Origin of the sequence: Nitrospirillum viridazoti CBAmc (assembly GCF_000730165.1) — a bacterium.
Lineage (GTDB): Bacteria > Pseudomonadota > Alphaproteobacteria > Azospirillales > Azospirillaceae > Nitrospirillum > Nitrospirillum viridazoti.
On sequence record NZ_CP022112.1, the window covers coordinates 1,018,392 to 1,033,905 of the forward strand.

The 15,514-nt window shown below is 66.5% G+C and carries 17 protein-coding genes; 3 read left to right on the forward strand and 14 right to left on the reverse strand.

What is annotated here, in order from left to right:
• The first annotated feature begins 14 nt into the window (after positions 1 to 14).
• From Y958_RS26170 to Y958_RS26185, 3 genes are all read left to right on the forward strand, one after another.
• A complete protein-coding gene (locus Y958_RS26170) occupies positions 15 to 809 on the forward strand; it encodes an SDR family NAD(P)-dependent oxidoreductase (RefSeq protein ID WP_244909609.1) in 795 nt (264 codons plus the stop codon).
• 266 nt (positions 810 to 1,075) lie between these two features.
• Entirely contained in the window at positions 1,076 to 2,140 is a 1,065-nt protein-coding gene (locus Y958_RS26175) for an AraC family transcriptional regulator (protein ID WP_244909610.1), read from the forward strand.
• Positions 2,141 to 2,662: 522 nt separating this feature from the next.
• Positions 2,663 to 3,577 (forward strand): SDR family oxidoreductase, encoded by a 915-nt coding sequence (locus Y958_RS26185; RefSeq protein WP_088874808.1) that lies wholly within the window; start codon positions 2,663 to 2,665, stop codon positions 3,575 to 3,577.
• A 218-nt stretch (positions 3,578 to 3,795) separates the two neighbouring features.
• On the opposite strand, the gene Y958_RS26190 is transcribed toward Y958_RS26185, so the two are convergent.
• The 14 genes from Y958_RS26190 to moxJ all read right to left on the reverse strand — a co-directional run bounded on the left by Y958_RS26190 (position 3,796) and on the right by moxJ (position 15,388).
• Positions 3,796 to 4,428, reverse strand: a complete 633-nt coding sequence (locus tag Y958_RS26190) for a response regulator transcription factor (RefSeq protein ID WP_088874809.1) — start codon at positions 4,426 to 4,428, stop codon at positions 3,796 to 3,798.
• Positions 4,428 to 5,948, reverse strand: coding sequence for a histidine kinase (locus tag Y958_RS26195; RefSeq protein WP_088874810.1), 1,521 nt, complete (start codon positions 5,946 to 5,948; stop codon positions 4,428 to 4,430). Before Y958_RS26195 ends, Y958_RS26190 begins: the two co-directional genes overlap by 1 nt.
• 9 nt (positions 5,949 to 5,957) lie before the next feature.
• Positions 5,958 to 6,461, reverse strand: coding sequence for a hypothetical protein (locus tag Y958_RS26200; RefSeq protein ID WP_211098724.1), 504 nt, complete (start codon positions 6,459 to 6,461; stop codon positions 5,958 to 5,960).
• Positions 6,458 to 7,420: a YncE family protein gene (locus Y958_RS26205; protein WP_088874811.1), complete on the reverse strand. Its 963-nt coding sequence runs from the start codon at positions 7,418 to 7,420 to the stop codon at positions 6,458 to 6,460. The genes Y958_RS26200 and Y958_RS26205 overlap by 4 nt, the downstream gene beginning before the upstream one ends.
• 1 nt (position 7,421) lies before the next feature.
• Positions 7,422 to 7,952: an SRPBCC family protein gene (locus Y958_RS26210; protein WP_088874812.1), complete on the reverse strand. Its 531-nt coding sequence runs from the start codon at positions 7,950 to 7,952 to the stop codon at positions 7,422 to 7,424.
• Complete coding sequence (locus tag Y958_RS26215) at positions 7,949 to 8,956, reverse strand: vWA domain-containing protein (RefSeq protein ID WP_088874813.1); 1,008 nt, start codon at positions 8,954 to 8,956, stop codon at positions 7,949 to 7,951. Before Y958_RS26215 ends, Y958_RS26210 begins: the two co-directional genes overlap by 4 nt.
• Complete coding sequence (locus Y958_RS26220) at positions 8,956 to 9,519, reverse strand: MxaK protein (RefSeq protein ID WP_088874814.1); 564 nt, start codon at positions 9,517 to 9,519, stop codon at positions 8,956 to 8,958. Before Y958_RS26220 ends, Y958_RS26215 begins: the two co-directional genes overlap by 1 nt.
• The gene (locus Y958_RS26225) at positions 9,516 to 10,547 is read right to left on the reverse strand and encodes a vWA domain-containing protein (RefSeq protein ID WP_088874815.1); all 1,032 of its coding nucleotides are present in this window, start codon (positions 10,545 to 10,547) and stop codon (positions 9,516 to 9,518) included. Before Y958_RS26225 ends, Y958_RS26220 begins: the two co-directional genes overlap by 4 nt.
• Positions 10,544 to 11,461 (reverse strand): hypothetical protein, encoded by a 918-nt coding sequence (locus tag Y958_RS26230; RefSeq protein WP_211098725.1) that lies wholly within the window; start codon positions 11,459 to 11,461, stop codon positions 10,544 to 10,546. Before Y958_RS26230 ends, Y958_RS26225 begins: the two co-directional genes overlap by 4 nt.
• A gap of 3 nt (positions 11,462 to 11,464) precedes the next feature.
• The gene (locus Y958_RS26235; RefSeq protein ID WP_088875253.1) at positions 11,465 to 12,343 is read right to left on the reverse strand and encodes a DUF58 domain-containing protein; all 879 of its coding nucleotides are present in this window, start codon (positions 12,341 to 12,343) and stop codon (positions 11,465 to 11,467) included.
• The gene (locus Y958_RS26240) at positions 12,340 to 13,371 is read right to left on the reverse strand and encodes an AAA family ATPase (protein ID WP_088874816.1); all 1,032 of its coding nucleotides are present in this window, start codon (positions 13,369 to 13,371) and stop codon (positions 12,340 to 12,342) included. The genes Y958_RS26235 and Y958_RS26240 overlap by 4 nt, the downstream gene beginning before the upstream one ends.
• 160 nt (positions 13,372 to 13,531) lie before the next feature.
• Positions 13,532 to 13,822, reverse strand: a complete 291-nt coding sequence (locus Y958_RS26245) for a methanol dehydrogenase [cytochrome c] subunit (RefSeq protein WP_088874817.1) — start codon at positions 13,820 to 13,822, stop codon at positions 13,532 to 13,534.
• A 33-nt stretch (positions 13,823 to 13,855) separates the two neighbouring features.
• On the reverse strand, positions 13,856 to 14,461 hold the full coding sequence (gene moxG, locus Y958_RS26250) for a cytochrome c(L), periplasmic (protein ID WP_088874818.1): 606 nt from the start codon (positions 14,459 to 14,461) through the stop codon (positions 13,856 to 13,858).
• Positions 14,462 to 14,515: 54 nt separating this feature from the next.
• Entirely contained in the window at positions 14,516 to 15,388 is an 873-nt protein-coding gene (gene moxJ, locus Y958_RS26255) for a methanol oxidation system protein MoxJ (protein WP_088874819.1), read from the reverse strand.
• Between the last annotated feature and the right edge of the window lie 126 nt (positions 15,389 to 15,514).

Consider the following 15,514-nt stretch of genomic DNA (forward strand, 5'->3'; position numbering starts at 1 on the left):
TAAATCAGTTGACCATGAGCCGCAATGGGCATACCGATTTATACATCAACCGCTGCATAAAGGAAGCGATCATGGATTTGCTTGGAAAGCGCGCCATAGTGAACGGTGGCTCACGTGGGATAGGGGCCGCGATTGCGATAGCGCTCGCCGAGAATGGCGCCGATGTCGCCTTCACCTATCACCGCTCAGCGGATCGGGCCGCGACAGTGGTTCGGGCAATCGAGGAGAAAGGCCGCCGCGGGATTGCTATTCAGGCGGACAGCGCCGATCCGGACGCTATAAGCCGGGCCGTAACCGAGACGGTCGACACACTTGGCGGGCTCGATATTCTGGTCAACAGCGCGGGCGTCGGAACGGCTGGGATGACGGCGGACCTGTCCCTGGCCGATTTGCAAACCATGCTCGACGTCAATGTTCGCGCACCAGTTCTGTTCGCCCAGGCAGCGATACCGCACCTCTCATCTGGAGGCCGGATCATCTCCATCGGCTCTTCATTGGCCGAGCGTGTCCCATTCCCGGGGGTAACGGCGTACGCAATGTCGAAGTCGGCACTTCTGTCGTTCACTCGAGGCCTTTCGCGCGAACTCGGCCCACAAGGTATTACTGTGAACCTCGTTTTGCCGGGTTCAACCGACACAGAAATGAACCCGGCCGATGGCGACAACGCCGATTATCAGCGGAGTTTCACGTCGCTGGGTCGATTTGGCGAGCCTCGTGAAATCGCCAGCGCCGTCTCGTTCCTTGCCGGTCCCGCTGCAAGTCTGATTACGGGGGCGATCCTCAATGTGGACGCCGGCTTCAGCGCCTGAGTTCATTTCCACCGCCGTCGCCGTGCTGAACCCCGCCTTGGCCGCCGCCGCGGTCACCGGGATCGTCTGCCGCAACTTCATGAATGGCTTTATCTAATGGTCGTTGACGCGCCGGCTCGACAACACGTCGCTCTCCTCCTGTTTATCGCGCGACATGTCGTTGCGTCGCTGACTATGCCGACCAAGATTCCGAGGGGAATGTCTTTGGCGAACAGCCCGATGGCCAGGCCGTGACGCTCGGGCCAGGTTTTGCGCGCGATCAGCGTATGGCCGGCAAGTACCGCCCTTCGAACGCGACGCCGAAGAGCATGCCGGAGCCTCAGAAATTGCCCAATCCTGCAGATGGCGATACGTTGTCAGTTGAGGGCCCGGTGCTGCGCTGGCCTCGCAACACCCCGGAGGTATGTGTGCCGCCATCGCTGTTCGGGACGATCACCGCCTATATCGAGGCCCAGGGCGGGGGGCAGGGCTTGTTCCCAACACCGATCGGCGGCTTCGATATTGTCCGATCCTTCAAGGAAAGAATGCGGATGCGGCAGGTTTACAAGCCGTCGATCTGCGTTGTGGTCCAGGGGGCGAAAGAAATCGCCCTTGGGGCGGACACGCTTCGCTATGGCGCGATGGAGTGTCTGGCAATCGGCATGACGCTGCCGGCAACGGGGCACATCGTTGAGGCAAGCCCAGACGCGCCATACACCGGATTAACGCTTGAGCTGGACGTGGCGATGATCCGCGATGTGCTGGAGCAGCTTGAAATGCCGCCGGCGCCACCCGCCAGTTCCAGGCCATGCCTGTTCGTGCGGCGGGTCGATGAGCCTCTGGCCGAGTGTGTTCTCCGCCTTCTGCGCATGTGCGAGACGCCAAAGGCAATCCCGATCCTCTTTCCGTCCGTCATGCGCGAGATCTGCTATTGGCTCTTGAGCGGTCCGAACGGCGGCGAACTCTGCAAGTTGGCCGAGCCTGAATCGAACGCCGCCCGGGTCGCGAAAGCTCTCCACCTTATGCACAAGGACATCACCCGGACGCTGCGTATGGAGGAATTGGCGGAAGTGGCGCGAATGAGCCTTTCGTCGTTCCATCAGCACTTCAAGGCTATGACTTCGATGACGCCGCTGCAGTTCCAGAAGCAGTTGCGTCTTCTCGAGGCACGGCGCCTGATGGTAACGGAAGATACCAATGTCTCCGAGGCCGCCTATCAGGTCGGGTACGAAAGCGCGTCCCAGTTCAGCCGGGAGTATTCTCGAATGTTTGGCGTCGCTCCCAAGCGGGACGTCATGAATCACCGACGCCTGTACAGCGAATATGTAGGTCGCAGGGTGCAAATGGCGTAGCGGCTCGGTCATGTCGAGGGGATCACTCCGGCAGTACGGCTCGGCGCGGCTCCCCGGGCGGGCATGGAACCACGGTCCTGATCGCGTGACGGGTTGTGCGCCGCCTTGGCGCTGCCTGGTGCGATTGCGGGCGGTCGCCCGCCCAAGTTATTATCTCTTTGCCGCGTGATGTCGCCGCAGGGGCCAGTCCTCCGCCCGATACTGGTCCGGGATTACGAACATTTCGTCGGCGCGGGCGTAGCCGCCGTCCTCGACCTCCTCGATCAAGACCGTGGCGTGCGGGCGTGATGCCTCAGAGAAATATTCGATGAGCAGGGCCGTTGTCCGATGGACGGGCTCTTTCTTCCGTGCCCAACCGAACTGCGAACCGTTGCTCCGTGGAGGATCAGGCAAGTTTTTTGCTAGTTCCGGCATGGAGGAATCGCTGCGTCGAAGGCATTTTGGCCGAGAGAACAAACGCGGGCTCGTCGTGATACGACAGACTCGACGTTAGCCAAACTGCCGAGGAGGCACCGCCCAAGCATGACGAAATGGACGACGAGGAATATCCCGCCGCAAAGGGGCCGTTTGGCAGTCATCACAGGTACGGGCGGATTGGGATACGAGGACGCATTGGCCCTGGCCCACGCCGGCGCCAATGTCGTCATCGCTGGGCGCAATCCTCAGAAGGGTGCCAAGGCTGTCGCAGCAATCAGTGAGGCCGTTCCAGGAGCGCAGGTGCGGTTTGGACAGTTGGACCTCGCAGATCTCGCCTCGATCGCCGCCTTCGCCAAGCAGCTCTCGGGCGAGCAGGACAGGCTCGACCTTCTGATCAACAACGCCGGGGTGATGACGCCGCCGCAACGTCGCCAAACCAGCGACGGCTTCGAACTGCAATTCGGCACAAACTATCTCGGCCATTTCGCGCTCACTGCCCACCTGCTCCCGCTGCTAAAGAAAGGGCAGAGTCCGCGGGTCGTGACGGTTAGCAGTATCGCGGCGCGTAGCGGTGCGATCGACTTTGACGACCTGCAAGCTGAGCGCGCTTACAAGCCGTTTCCGGTCTATAGCCAGTCGAAGCTGGCTTGCATCATGTTCGCCTTCGAGCTCAGCCGACGCAGCAAGGCTGCTGCGTGGGGCATCGCGAGCATCGCGGCGCATCCGGGCATCACTCGCACTGATCTGATCCCCAATGGCGCAGGCCGATCAAGCCCTTCCGCTATGCTGCGACGCTTCCTCCCCTTCCTGTTCCAGCCCGCCTGGCAAGGCGCGCTGCCCACGCTGTACGCGGCAACTGACCCCGCCGCGCGGGACGGCGCCTATTATGGGCCCGACCGACTAGGCGGGACGCGCGGTTACCCGGCTGAGGAGAAGCCTCCCGAACAGGCGCTGGATGCCGCTGTTGCCGCCCGTCTCTGGGAGACGTCCTTGCAACTCGCGAACGTAGCCTTCGTGTGAGATGCCCCCCTTGCTCAAGGCCCACCTCAGACGCATCGGTGCCAGGACCTCGAGAACCTCTGGAAAGCTGTCGGCAATATCTGTGACCTCTACGATCAAGACGAATGCTGGAACTGCCTCAAGACCGCAGGATGTAGTCCGATTAAAGGAAAAATGCTCTTGCAAGCAGCTGCGACTGCTGGAGGAAGTGGCAGCTTCATGGCGCCATAACAAATTGCTCAGCCGTCCATCTGGTTGGCGATGGCAAATCGGATCAAGCCGGCCAGGTTCTTGACCCGCAGCTTGTCGCGCATCAACGAAGACGCGTTGGCGACCGTCTTGTAGCTGACGCCCAGCTTGGCCGCGATCTGGTCGTAGTTGTTGCCCCGGGCCAACAGGGCCAGCACTTGCTTTTCCCGCTCAGACAGGTCGCGCATGGGCAGGCTGTTACCCCTGCTGCGCAGCAGGGCCACCTGCACGGCCAGCTTGTGGTTCAGGTGCGGCTCCCCCGCCAGGGCCCGTTCACAGGCGGCCATCAGTTCGGCGGGCGGCGCGTCCTTCAGCACATAACCCAGGGCCCCACACTCCAGCGCGCGGGCAACGACGGTGGGATCGTTGTGCATGCTGAAGACGACGATACGGGCGTTGGCGTTGCTGGTGCGGATGCGGCGGATCAAGGCCAGGCCACCGAGATCGTCGCCACTGAACGTCAGGTCGACGATGACCATGTCCGGCCTGCGCCGCAGGTAGGAGCGATAGCCAGCCACCACGCTGCCGGCGTCGAACACCGCATCCACCCCCATGTCCTGCAGCACGCGGCGGCAGCCCTGATACACGATGGGGTGATCGTCAACGACGAGGGCGGTGGTCATCAGGCCGTCTCCTGCGATGGGAACTGGGCGAGTTCTTCGATGGCCGCCAGCGGCAGCCGAATGGTCAGCGCCGTGCCATCGGCGGAGGTGGTGAGATCGAACCAGCCGGACAGCGCCTCCACCCGCTCGCGCATGCCGGACAGGCCCATGCCCGCGCGCCGGCTGCGACGGTCGAAGCCCTTGCCGTCGTCCTCGATGCGCATCTCCAGGCAGGGCACACTGTCCACCATCCTTTCCCCAAAGGTCAGCAGGACATGGTGGGCCCGGGCGTGGCGAGCGGCGTTCAGCAGCCCCTCGCGGGCGCAGCGGTAGAAGGTCAGATCGACGATGACACCGTAGCTGTCGCGCACGGCGCCGAAACGGTGATTGATGGCCGGCCCGGTGCCGTCGTCGGCCCCGTCGCCGAAATCCAGCAGCACCTTATGGATGCAGTCCCTCAACGGCACCTGGCCCAGCGCCATGGGGCGCAGGCCGTCCAGGACCTGACGGTTCACCCGCTGCACCGTCTGCACCAGGGAGACGACGTCCTGCGCCCGCTCGAACAGCCGCGCGTCGGCCTCGCGCCCCTGTGTCAGGGCGGCGATGGAGGCGGCGCTGGCCTCCAGCGCGAACAGGCAGGGGCCGACATCGTCGTGCAGTTCCAGCGCCGTGCGCCGCCGCTCATCATCATGCGCGGTCAGCAGCTTGCGGTTCAGGTCGCGGTTGGCCTGGTTGGCGGCCAGCAAGGCCGCCGCCGCCGTGTTGAAATGGTCGGTGATCTCACCCAGTTCCCGCGAGGAGGGGCGCGGCAGGTGCACGGCGTAGTTTTTGCCTTCCAGTTCCCGCAAACCAGCGCCCAGGCGGGTCAGCGGCGCCAACGCCCGCCCGAACAGCAGGTAGAGTGCCACCAGGGTGGCCAGGTTGACACCCAGCACCAGTCCCATGACGGAACGGGCGTAGGTCCAGGCCTCGTCGATCTCATCACCGGGTTCGGATTCCACCGTCACGGCGCCGATATGCTGCTGCCGCACGATGATGGGAAAGATCTTGGACTCGATGGGCGGGGCGATCAGCCGGTTGAACCAGCGCGGCGCCTCGGCATACGTGTCGGCGCCGGCGTGCCCGCCAACGATGGAGCCGGCATTGGGGCCGGCGGGCTGGCGGCTCGCCTCCATCACCCGGCCGTTGTTATCCGTCACCGTGATCTTGACGTGCCGGAGGGACCGTAGCGGCAGGGGCACGTTCTCCAACCGGGGCGTCCCCGTGTCATCCGCCAGCAGGCGGGTGGCGTCGGCGACCAGCAGGTCGGCCAACTGGATGGATGACGCGATTTCCAGCCGCGTGGAGGTCCGCGCCTTCAGGATGATGACCCCGCCCAACAGCACCGCGGCCACGCAGTCGACCGCCAGCACGATGGCGATCAGGCGCACGCGCAGGGAATAACGGGATAGGCTGAACAGCGCGCCACGGGGCTGGCGCGGCGGCTTTTCCACCACCGACCCGGCCATCGGAACGGGGCTATGCGGCAATGACGTGTCCATCCCTGCCCATCATAGGTTGTTTTGGGCCTTATAGGACGCGACCAGCCGCGCCAGCGCCGCTGATCGATCCATGCCGGACTTTCGCAAGTTTAGGTAATGCTGGCACAAGACACCATAGATTTGCTTGTGCCGCGTGGCATCGGCCACGTCGATCATGCCCGTCAGGATGTCCACCGCCTGTTCGCGGTCCCCCGCCTCCGCCAGGAGGTCCCCGGTTTGGGCCGTGCGGTTGGCGATCATCCGTGGTTCCTCGATGAACCGCTCCGCCGCCTGGCGCAGCGCGCGGCGCAGGCGGTCCACTTCGGGATCGGTGGCCAGCACCGGACGTCCCATCTCCCGGCTGCGCAGCCAGAGGGCTGGCTCCATGGCGTCACGGATGTCCAGCCAAGCCGGCAGCTTCCCATTACCCTGCATGGCCACCACCTTGCCCTTGGGCACCGGCGTGGTTTCATCATCGCAGGCCGCGAGCGCCAGACCACAAAGCATCAGAACCACCAAGGCAGCGGCCCTCATGGCGCGCTATCTTTGACTGCCCTCGATGGCGGAGGGAGTAGCGTTAGGAAGCGCGGGCCGTCGCCCACCTTGATGCGTGTCAGTTCCCGCCGCCGGGCGACATCGATGACCGAAATGTCACCCGAGAACCAGTTGGCGACGTAGGCCCGGCCGGCATGGTCGGCCACGACACCCTCGGGATAGCGGCCCACGGGAACCTCCCCCTCCGCAGTCAAACGGGCGGCGTCAATGATAACCAGACTGTTGCCGTGCTGGCTGGTGACAAGGATGTTGGTGCCATCGGGCGTCACGGCCACACCATAGGGCATGCGGCCGGCTGGCACGCGCGCCGTCCGCGTCAATGTGGCAATGTCCACCACCGCCATGTCGTCGCTGCGCACGTTGACGGCGTAGAGCGTGCGGCCATCCGGCGACAGGGCCAGGGCATAGGGGCTGTCGCCACTGGGGATGGTGGCCAGCACGCGCATGTCGTTCGCAGTCACCACCGTCACGTCGCCGCTTTCACGGCCGGCGACATAGAGGCGGTCGCCGGCCAACAGCAGTCCGGCCGGGCTGCGGCCCACCGCCGCCGCGGCCACCATCCGGCCTGTGGCAGCGTCGAGCTTGAGCACGCGATCCTTGGACCAGTCCGACACGTAGAGGAAGCGGCTGTCGGCGGCGATGCCGAAGGGCTGTCCCTGGACCGGCAGCGTCCGCCGCACCGCACCGGTCGCCCGATCCAGCACGGCGACGTGGCCACCGTCGGGGAAGGCCATGTACATCTCCGCCCCATCCGGCGACAGGGCGATGCCCGCCGGTCCCGATCCCACCGGATAGGCGATGGGGGCGCCGCCCGCCGCGTCCACCAGGCTGACCGTACCAGCATCCTGGCTGATCACTGCGACGAGTTCACCCGCCGGGGCCGAGCCCGTGGCCAGGATCAGGCCGGCCAGCAGCAACGGGAGAAGCCGGCGGACCATGTCAGCTTTTCCCCTCGGCCTTGGCCTTGATGCCCTCCAGTCCCGCCTTGAACAGCTTGCTCAGCGCCGCCTTCGCCGCCTCGTCATCCAGTTCCTCCGGCGGTTCGTTGCCGGTGTCGCCGCGATAGACCCGGCCGTACCATTGCACCTGCGTGCCGCCCTCTGCGCCCGCCGTCACCACCAGGGTGGCGGAATAGGAACTGGCGGGCAGAGCCTTCAGGTTGGGATCCAGCATGCGATAGGTGTAGGTCATGTGGGCCGGATCATATTCGTCCACCTCCTCCGTGATCTTCTCGCCGTTCTTCAGCGTCATGACCCGCTTCTTGGTGCTGCCTTCGCTGGCTTTGACCTCCGCATCCCATTTGGCAATGCCGGCGAAGTCCCCGGCGATGGCCCACACGGCCGCTGGCGTCGCCTTGATCTCAACCGTTTCATCCACCTTCTGCGGCGTGGGGCCATGCTCGGCGGAGGCCGATCCCGCCAGGCCGATAAGTGCGGTGAGAACCAGAGGGAAAAGAAGTGTGCGTTTCATGGCCACCTTCCAGCTGCTTTGACGAACCGTAGAAAGCCGCGCGGATACCTGGCGGGGAAAAGGCCATAGGCCGCCAGCACCGCCGCCAGGGCCAAGGCACCCGGCACCCAGCGCACGTCGGCCATCCCCTTGGCCGGACGCGGGGTGGCAGCCGCCGTCAGGGCGCGGGCCAGGTGCCGGCCATCGTCCAGGTGCGCATAAGCCAAGCCTGTCTGCCCGGCCAGGGCGCGCAGGTAGGGCTCACGCACAGAGGACAGATGCTCCGTGCCCGTGGGTATCTCCGCCCCGAAGGGGGCGTTGCGCGCCTGATAGCCGGGGCGGCTTTCGGCATCGGGCGGCGGCGGGCCGAAATGGTTTTCGTGCTGCACATCGTTGGCGCCCCAGAACCCGATCTCATTGCCCCGGTCGTCGAACTTGGGGATGGGCGCCAGGCCGTAGCCGCCGGCCCCCACGATCAGGCCGCGCACCGCGCCCGCCTTGCCCCCGAAGGTAGGGCCGCCAGACAAGGGCAAGGGCGGCGTCTCCTGCCCGTCGGTGATGAACACCAGGTCGCTATCCAGGCCCTGGGCCATCTCGATGGCGCCGAAGATGCCCTCCGCGATGTGGCTATCACCCTCCCAGCCCTCGCGCCAGTCGACGGCGTCCACCGCCCCCGCCACCGCGCCGTAATCGCGGCAGACCTCTACCGGTTCGAACAGCAGGAAGGGCACCCGCTCGCTGAACAGGGCCAAGCCCAGGTGGCTGGGGCACGGCAGGCGGCTCAGCAGATCGCGCAAGGCGCCCTTGGCGACGGTCAGCCGGCTGACCGGGGCGCCGTCGTGGATATAGTCGCGGGTGTTCATGCTGCCGGTGATGTCGACCACCACCAGGACCCGCACGCCGTCGCGGGTGACGGGCAACCGCGGCACGACCACGGCCGCCAGCAACAACAACAGGGCAGCGGCCAGGGCCAGCGTACGCGGGTCCCGCGCATTACGGCGCACAAGGCGGATAACGGGTGTCATCAAGGGCCCCCGCGCGGCGTGCCGGGAATGTCGGTCCACAGCCGTTTGCGGTCAGCCGTGGCGGCGTCCCCCACAGTGCGCTCAAACGCCGGGAAATCGCGGATCAGGCGGGAGGCCACGTCCAGGTTGAACTTGGCGTCCCAATCCTCCGGCACCAGGGTCAGGCTGTTCCGGTATTCCTGGCGGGCCAGCACGACGAAGGGCCCGGCGGCGTCGATCTTGCCCTGGGTGATCAGATCCAAGCCCCGGCGCAGGTAGGCGTTGGCCAGGTTGTAGTGGGCGTCGTCGCGGATGGGGACAGCGCCATGCCCATCCAGCGCCTCCACCAGCGGCTGAGCCTCCGTCAGGCGATCCAGGCGGATCAGGAATTCCACCCGCGCCAGCAGGACTGCCGGCGGCGCATCCGCCGTCACCGCTACGTCGCGGTTGGCCTTCAGCGCCCGGATGGTTCGATTATCCGCCGCCAGGTGCAGCCCCCAAGCGGTGGCGGCCACCGCCGCCAGACCCAGCAGGACCGGTGGGGCGGCGAGAACCAGGGTGCGCAACTGGGCCCGGAGCATCATGCCGCCTTCCTCCTGCGCGGCGACATCACCGCCAACACCTGAGGCTGCGGCGTGATGCGGGCCTCCGCTAGCTTGGCGGCCAGCAGAACCAGGGTGGGCAGGCAGGCCAGCGCATAGGCCCAACCGGTCAGGTCATGGCGCGGCAGGCGCTCGGTATAGGTGATGGGGTAGCGTTCCAGGGCGTCGACTTGGCGGATGGCCTCCTCCACCTGCTGCGGGCTCTCCGCCTGGAAGGCGTGGTAGGGAATGCCCAGCGTCTGGAAATACAGATGCAGGAAGCGCTCCGGCATGGCCTGGGGCGTGTCCTCGCCGGGTGCAGGTGTGTCGAACAGGCCCTTGGACCCCGCAGTGCGCAGGAACAGGAAATAGAGATCAGCGCGATGGCGGGCGAAGGCGGCGCGCAGTTGGTCCTGTACGTGCGGGTCGATAACGGCGCCACCGTCGGAGACCAGCAGGATGACATGGTGCTCATCCGGCCGGTCGGCGGCGAACATGGACAGGGCCATGCCCAGCCCGCGCGCGATGTTGGTGAAGTCCAGCCCACGCCGATCGCTGGCGTTGACCGCCGCCAGCACGGCGTCCTGGTGGTCTGTCAGGGGCAGCACCAGCATGGGGGCGGTGGAAAAGGCGGCAACGCCGAACAGATCATGCGGCCGCCGGCCAATGAACTCACGCAGCAGGCGCTTGGTGGCCGAGGCCTTGGACTCCTCCGCCCCTGCCGGCGTGCGCCCGGCGAAGGTGTCGTTCATGCTGCCGCTGCGGTCCAGCAGCAGGACCAGCTGGGCGCCCGTGCCGATGCGGCTGACGGTGCGGCCGCCAGCGTAGGGACTGGACAGCGCCAGGACGATCAGGCCGATGGTCAACGCCCCCGCCCCCCGCAGGATATGGCCCAGCCAGGCGGACAGGTGGTCGGCCGGCACCACCGCGATGGACCCCACCGCCGTCCGCCGGTGCGGTGACCGCAGCCAAGGCAGGACCACCAGCGGCAGCAGGACCAGCATCCAGGGCTGATCGACGCCAAGAGTCATGTCCGCCCCCGCTCAGCCACCGCCAGAGCCCGCCCCAAGACCAGCAGGTCCCTGAACGGCAAGTCGTGCCGCGCCTGGGCCGAGGCGCTGCCGAAGAAGGCGCGGCGCGAGGCCTGGAAGAAAGCTTCCAGCGGAACGTCCAAGGACGCGAAGACGGAATGGCGGTCCAGGAAGGTCTGCACGTCGTCGGCCAGGACGCGCCGGCCGTCGGCTCGGTCCAGCGCGCGATGCAGGACCAGCAACGCCTCCAGGTACCCTTCCTCCGTCTCCCCTCGCGCCTCCAGGCGCCGCAGATGACGGATGGCGATGGCGAAAGGCCGGTCCACCCGGCGCCGGAACGGCCCCCAGGCGTGATGATAGGCCAGCGGCAGCAAGGCCAGGATGGCCGCCCCGGCAAGACCGCCGGCGACGGCCCACCAGCGCACGGCGTCGGCAAGGCCGGCGGGACGATCCGCCTGCAAATAGGCTTTGGGGTCTTCCTTGGCCGGCGGCGCCACCTCCCGCAGGGGGGAGACGCCGATGGTCCAGGGCGGTACGTCCATCGTGCGCGCGTCCCCACCCACCTGCAGGCGTACCGAGAAGCCGGGGATTTCCATGGGCCGCGCGTCCAGCGCCACGTAGAAGTTCTGGTAGGTCATCCGCAGGGTAACGGCGCCCTTATGCTCCGCGACTGTGATGGCACGCAGGTCCAGCCAATAGGTGACGGGCCCCGGCACCGGCAGCGACGCGCGATCCAGCGACGCGCCCGGCGGTGTGGCGATGGTGATCTCCGCCGTCACCAGATCGCCCGCGAAAAAACCGATATCCCGTTCCGCCCGCACCGTCACGGCCTGGCCATCGTTCGCCCCCGGCTGCGCTTGCGCGGCCCCCACCAGCAGCACCATCACCAGCGCCAGGACGATGCGGCCCACCATGTCTCAGGCCTCCATCAAGTCGCGGGAGAAGCGGTCGATATCCAGCCGATCGATCACCGTCACCGGCGTGCGGCCATAGCGGGCGGCCAACTGGCGGATCGCCGCCTGGCGGGCCCGTTCCGCCTCCCGCCAGCGCCGCTTCAGCCCGGGGCGCATGAACACCAGGCGCCGCCTGGCGCTTTCCAGATCGGCCAGGTCCAGCAGGCCCCAGTCAGGCAACTCCTCTTCCTCCGTGGAATCGCGGACGACGACGGGCACGATGTCATGCATCGCCAGTCCCTCGAATACCCGGCGCAGCAGATCCATGGGCAACAGGAAGTCGGAGATCAGGAAGGCCATCTTGCGGGCGCCGGCCAAATAGGGCGCCGCCTGCGCCAATCCCTCCGCTCCCGGTTGCATGCCCCCCTTGACCATACCGGCGGCCGCCCATCGCGACGGGTCCAGCCGCTCGGCCACGTCGGTGGACACCGCGCGCCGGGCCGTGGCTGGCAGGAAGCACTCCTGCCGCATGCCGGCATCACAGCCAATCAGGCCGAAACGGTCCCCCGTGCGCGTAGCCGACCGCGCCAGGACGACGCAGAGGTCCCGCACCAGCGCCGCCTTGGCCGCCTGGCCCTGGTAGCGTAGGGAGGCCGACAGATCGACCAGGGCGTAGACGTCGATGGCGGCTCGCTGGCGAAAACGGCGCACCATGGTGGTCTCGAAGGGGTCCAGGGCCGTGGCCCGCACGTCGATGCGCCGGGCGTCGGGATATGTTGCGAAGGGCACCAGGTCACGAAAGGCCCCCAGCGCCCCCACCTGTCGGCTGGGATGGGCCCCGGCACGCCAACTGGCGATGGCCCCCCGGGGGCGATAATGGATGTCCGGAACGTCGGGGCTCATGGCGCCGGCACCGTGGCCAGGACGGCGGCGCACAGGTCGCGGACGATGGTTTCCCGCCGCAGTTCATAGATTGGGTCCAGGAAGACGCGGTGGGCCATGGTCTCCGCGAAGACGTCGCGCACATCCTCCGGCACCAGCATGTCGCGCCCCTCCAGCCAGGCGCGCACCCGGGCCGCACGCACCAGGAAGGCCAGGCCGCGCGGGCTGGCGCCACCCTGGACCAGGCGGTCCATGTCGATGGCCGGCAGATCAATGCCGGCAGCGGCGGGCCGGACGATGGCATCCCACAGGCGGGTGACATAGTCCTGCACGGCCGTGCTGGTGTGCACACCCTGCTGAACCTGGATGGCCGCCATCTCCAGCCCGCGATGATCCAGGACGGGCCCACCGATGCCGTCCAGCAGGCGGTCCACATCGTGGAAACGCGGATCGAAGATCAGCTGGCGCCGCGCCTCGAAATCCGTGGGCGCCTCCACGGGGATTTCCATGAAGAAGCGGTCACGGGCCGCGGCCGGCAGCTCGAAGGTCTCTTCCTTCTCCACCCGGTTGCGGTCGGCATAGACCTGCAGGAAGGGAAATTGGTAGGTGCGCTTGAAGGCGGTGACCGACCGTTCCGCCATCAGGCGCAGCAGCAGGGCGTGTACCTGCGGCCGGGCGCGGTTGATCTCATTGAAGAAGAAGATGGACAGGCTGTCGGCCTGGGCCAGCAGGCTCGACGGCTCCACCCTCGGGCGACCGTCCTCATTGATGAAGGTGTGATAGAGCAGGTCGGCGGGCATCATGTCCACCGTACCTTCCATCCGCTCATAGGCCCCGCCCAGCGCGCGGCCGAAGGCCCGCAGCAGGGTGGTCTTGCCGACACCGACATCGCCCACCAGCAGAACGTGTCCGCGCGCGAAGATGGAGATGGTGATCAGCCGGATGGCCCGCGCCTGCCCCACCACCACTTGGCCGACGGCAGTCTCCAGGGCGTTGGCCGCTGTCCGCAGGTCGTTCAACGCCGCGCCATTGGATGTGAAATCTTTCATGGACGCCGTTTCAGTGAAGGCCATCAGGCCAAGGACCTCGCCAATAAAGTTCCGGACGGGAAAGGTCGGCCCGGGTGGATGAACCGCCACCCGGGCCGCCGCGATGCGGATAGTCCCAGGGTAAAAAATCGGTACTCAGATGAAACAAGCAGCGACAGGTTCAGTCGTTCGGGATCTTGTCCACGTCGTAGATGAACTTGCCGGTCTTCTTGAAGTACGCGACACGCTTGGCGTTCCGCGCCTCCATCTCCCGTTCGGAAGTGTCCTGCTTGGCCAATTCCTTGGGGTCATGCTTGGGGTCGTACTTGGAGCCCGCGATCACGGCGGGGAAGCCGGGCTTCGGCTCCCAGCAATTGCCGGGCTCCTTGCAATGGGTGCCGTCGTAGGCGAAGGCCGGGGCGGCGAGCCCCAGACCCGCAACCACCGCCAACACCGCGACAGTACTTTTCATGGTTTCCTCCGTTAATCGTGGACCAAAACAGCGTCAGCGGACCTGCGTCCTGTCCGCCGCGCACATTCCCGGCGCGTCTTCCGGGAATTTCTCGCCGACCTTGAAAGGCCGGAAACTCTTCTTCTGGGCATCGGTCAGCCAGGGCGCGTGCTTCACGTCATCCTTGTAGAGGTGGCGGACCCAGGCCATGACCTTCAGGATCTCATCCAGCGTCAGGTCGTAATGCGGGCCCATCTGCGCCCGGGCGCCGCCGAAGATGGTCTCGAACAGGCCCTGGTCCGTCTCGTTCTTGGGATAGGTCCAGTAGTCGTCATTGAGACCGGGGCCGATCTTGCCCTCGCCCACATGGCCGTGGCAGCCGGAGCACGACTCCAGGTAGATGATCTCCCCCTTCTTCAGGCAGCTTTTGTCCTCCAGGTAGGGGTCGACGCCGGTCTGGAAAAACTTCTTCACGCCCGGCGTGTCGCGCCCTTCCTCCTGCGCCATGGACAGGTCCAACGGTTCGCCCGTATCGGTGTTGCGCAGGTCCAGGCTGGTGGTCGGAAGGCCGGCGGCGGCGCGGGCGCTGGTCCACCAGGCGCCCCCGGCCGCCACGCCGGTACAGGTGAGCAGGGTCAGGCCGACGAACAACTTCTTCATGACGCATCCCGATTTCAGTGACTGCGATACCTTGTCGGTTCGGGGACCCCGCGCTCAGTTGGCGACCTGGACCAGCGGTATCCCTTCTTCCTCCAGGATGGCGGTGATCTGGGGCCGGGCCTTGACCAGGGCGGCGTTCAGCGCGGCCTGCAGGCCGGTGTCGCCCAAGCGGACGCCCATGGACTGGTCGTAGTACTGGGGCAGCGCCTGCCCGTCGCTCCGCTTGGCGTCATCCTTCACCGGCGTCAGTTGCAGGCCGGGATCAGCCTTGACGTAGCGGGCGATGCTGGGCGCGAAGGCCACGGCCAGGTCGGCGCCACCAGCGCGCACCTCCCCCACCATCTTCTCGGGCGGGATCTGCACGTATTCGTTCCGGGGAGAGCGGAAACCCACCAATGAGTAGAGGTAGGCCATGTTGTCGTTGTAGCGGTCGACCTGCTTCAGCATCACCTCGCTGGGGGAGCCAAACTCCACCACGATGTGGCCGACCTTGCGGATGGCCGGATCGTTCCAGGACTGCACGTCCAGGTGCCGGTCCTTGCGGGTGACGAAGACGTAGCCGGTGCGGTAGTAGGGCGCCGTGGTCAGGACGCGGGGGTCGTTGGCGTCCATACCGACGATGACGTCGCACTTCTTCTTGTCCAGCCAGTCGCGCACCGCGTAGATGCCCGGCTTGTCGGAATAGACGAAGACCGGCTGGCGGCCCATGGCGCTGGCCACGGCCATGGCGATCCTGTTCTCGAAGCCGGAATTGTCCTGCGCGGAGTACGGCAGTTCCTTGGCGGCGGCGCAGATGCGCAAGGCCGGCAGCGGGGCGTCGCCGGACACGGCGGGGCCGGCGGCGGCCAAACCCGAAGCGGGAAGCAGGGCGCCGGCGGCTATGGCGCCGGAAACGATGGCGGCGCGGATGGTCACGGATTTCGGCATGGATATCACCAACGCTGCTGATGTCGGGGCCAAATGGGAGCGGGGCTGGGAGCGGGGCGGTCGCCTCCCCGGCCGGCCGCCATCCTTTGGGGGAAAGGTGGCGGCCGGCGCGGGAAGGTTGGGCGG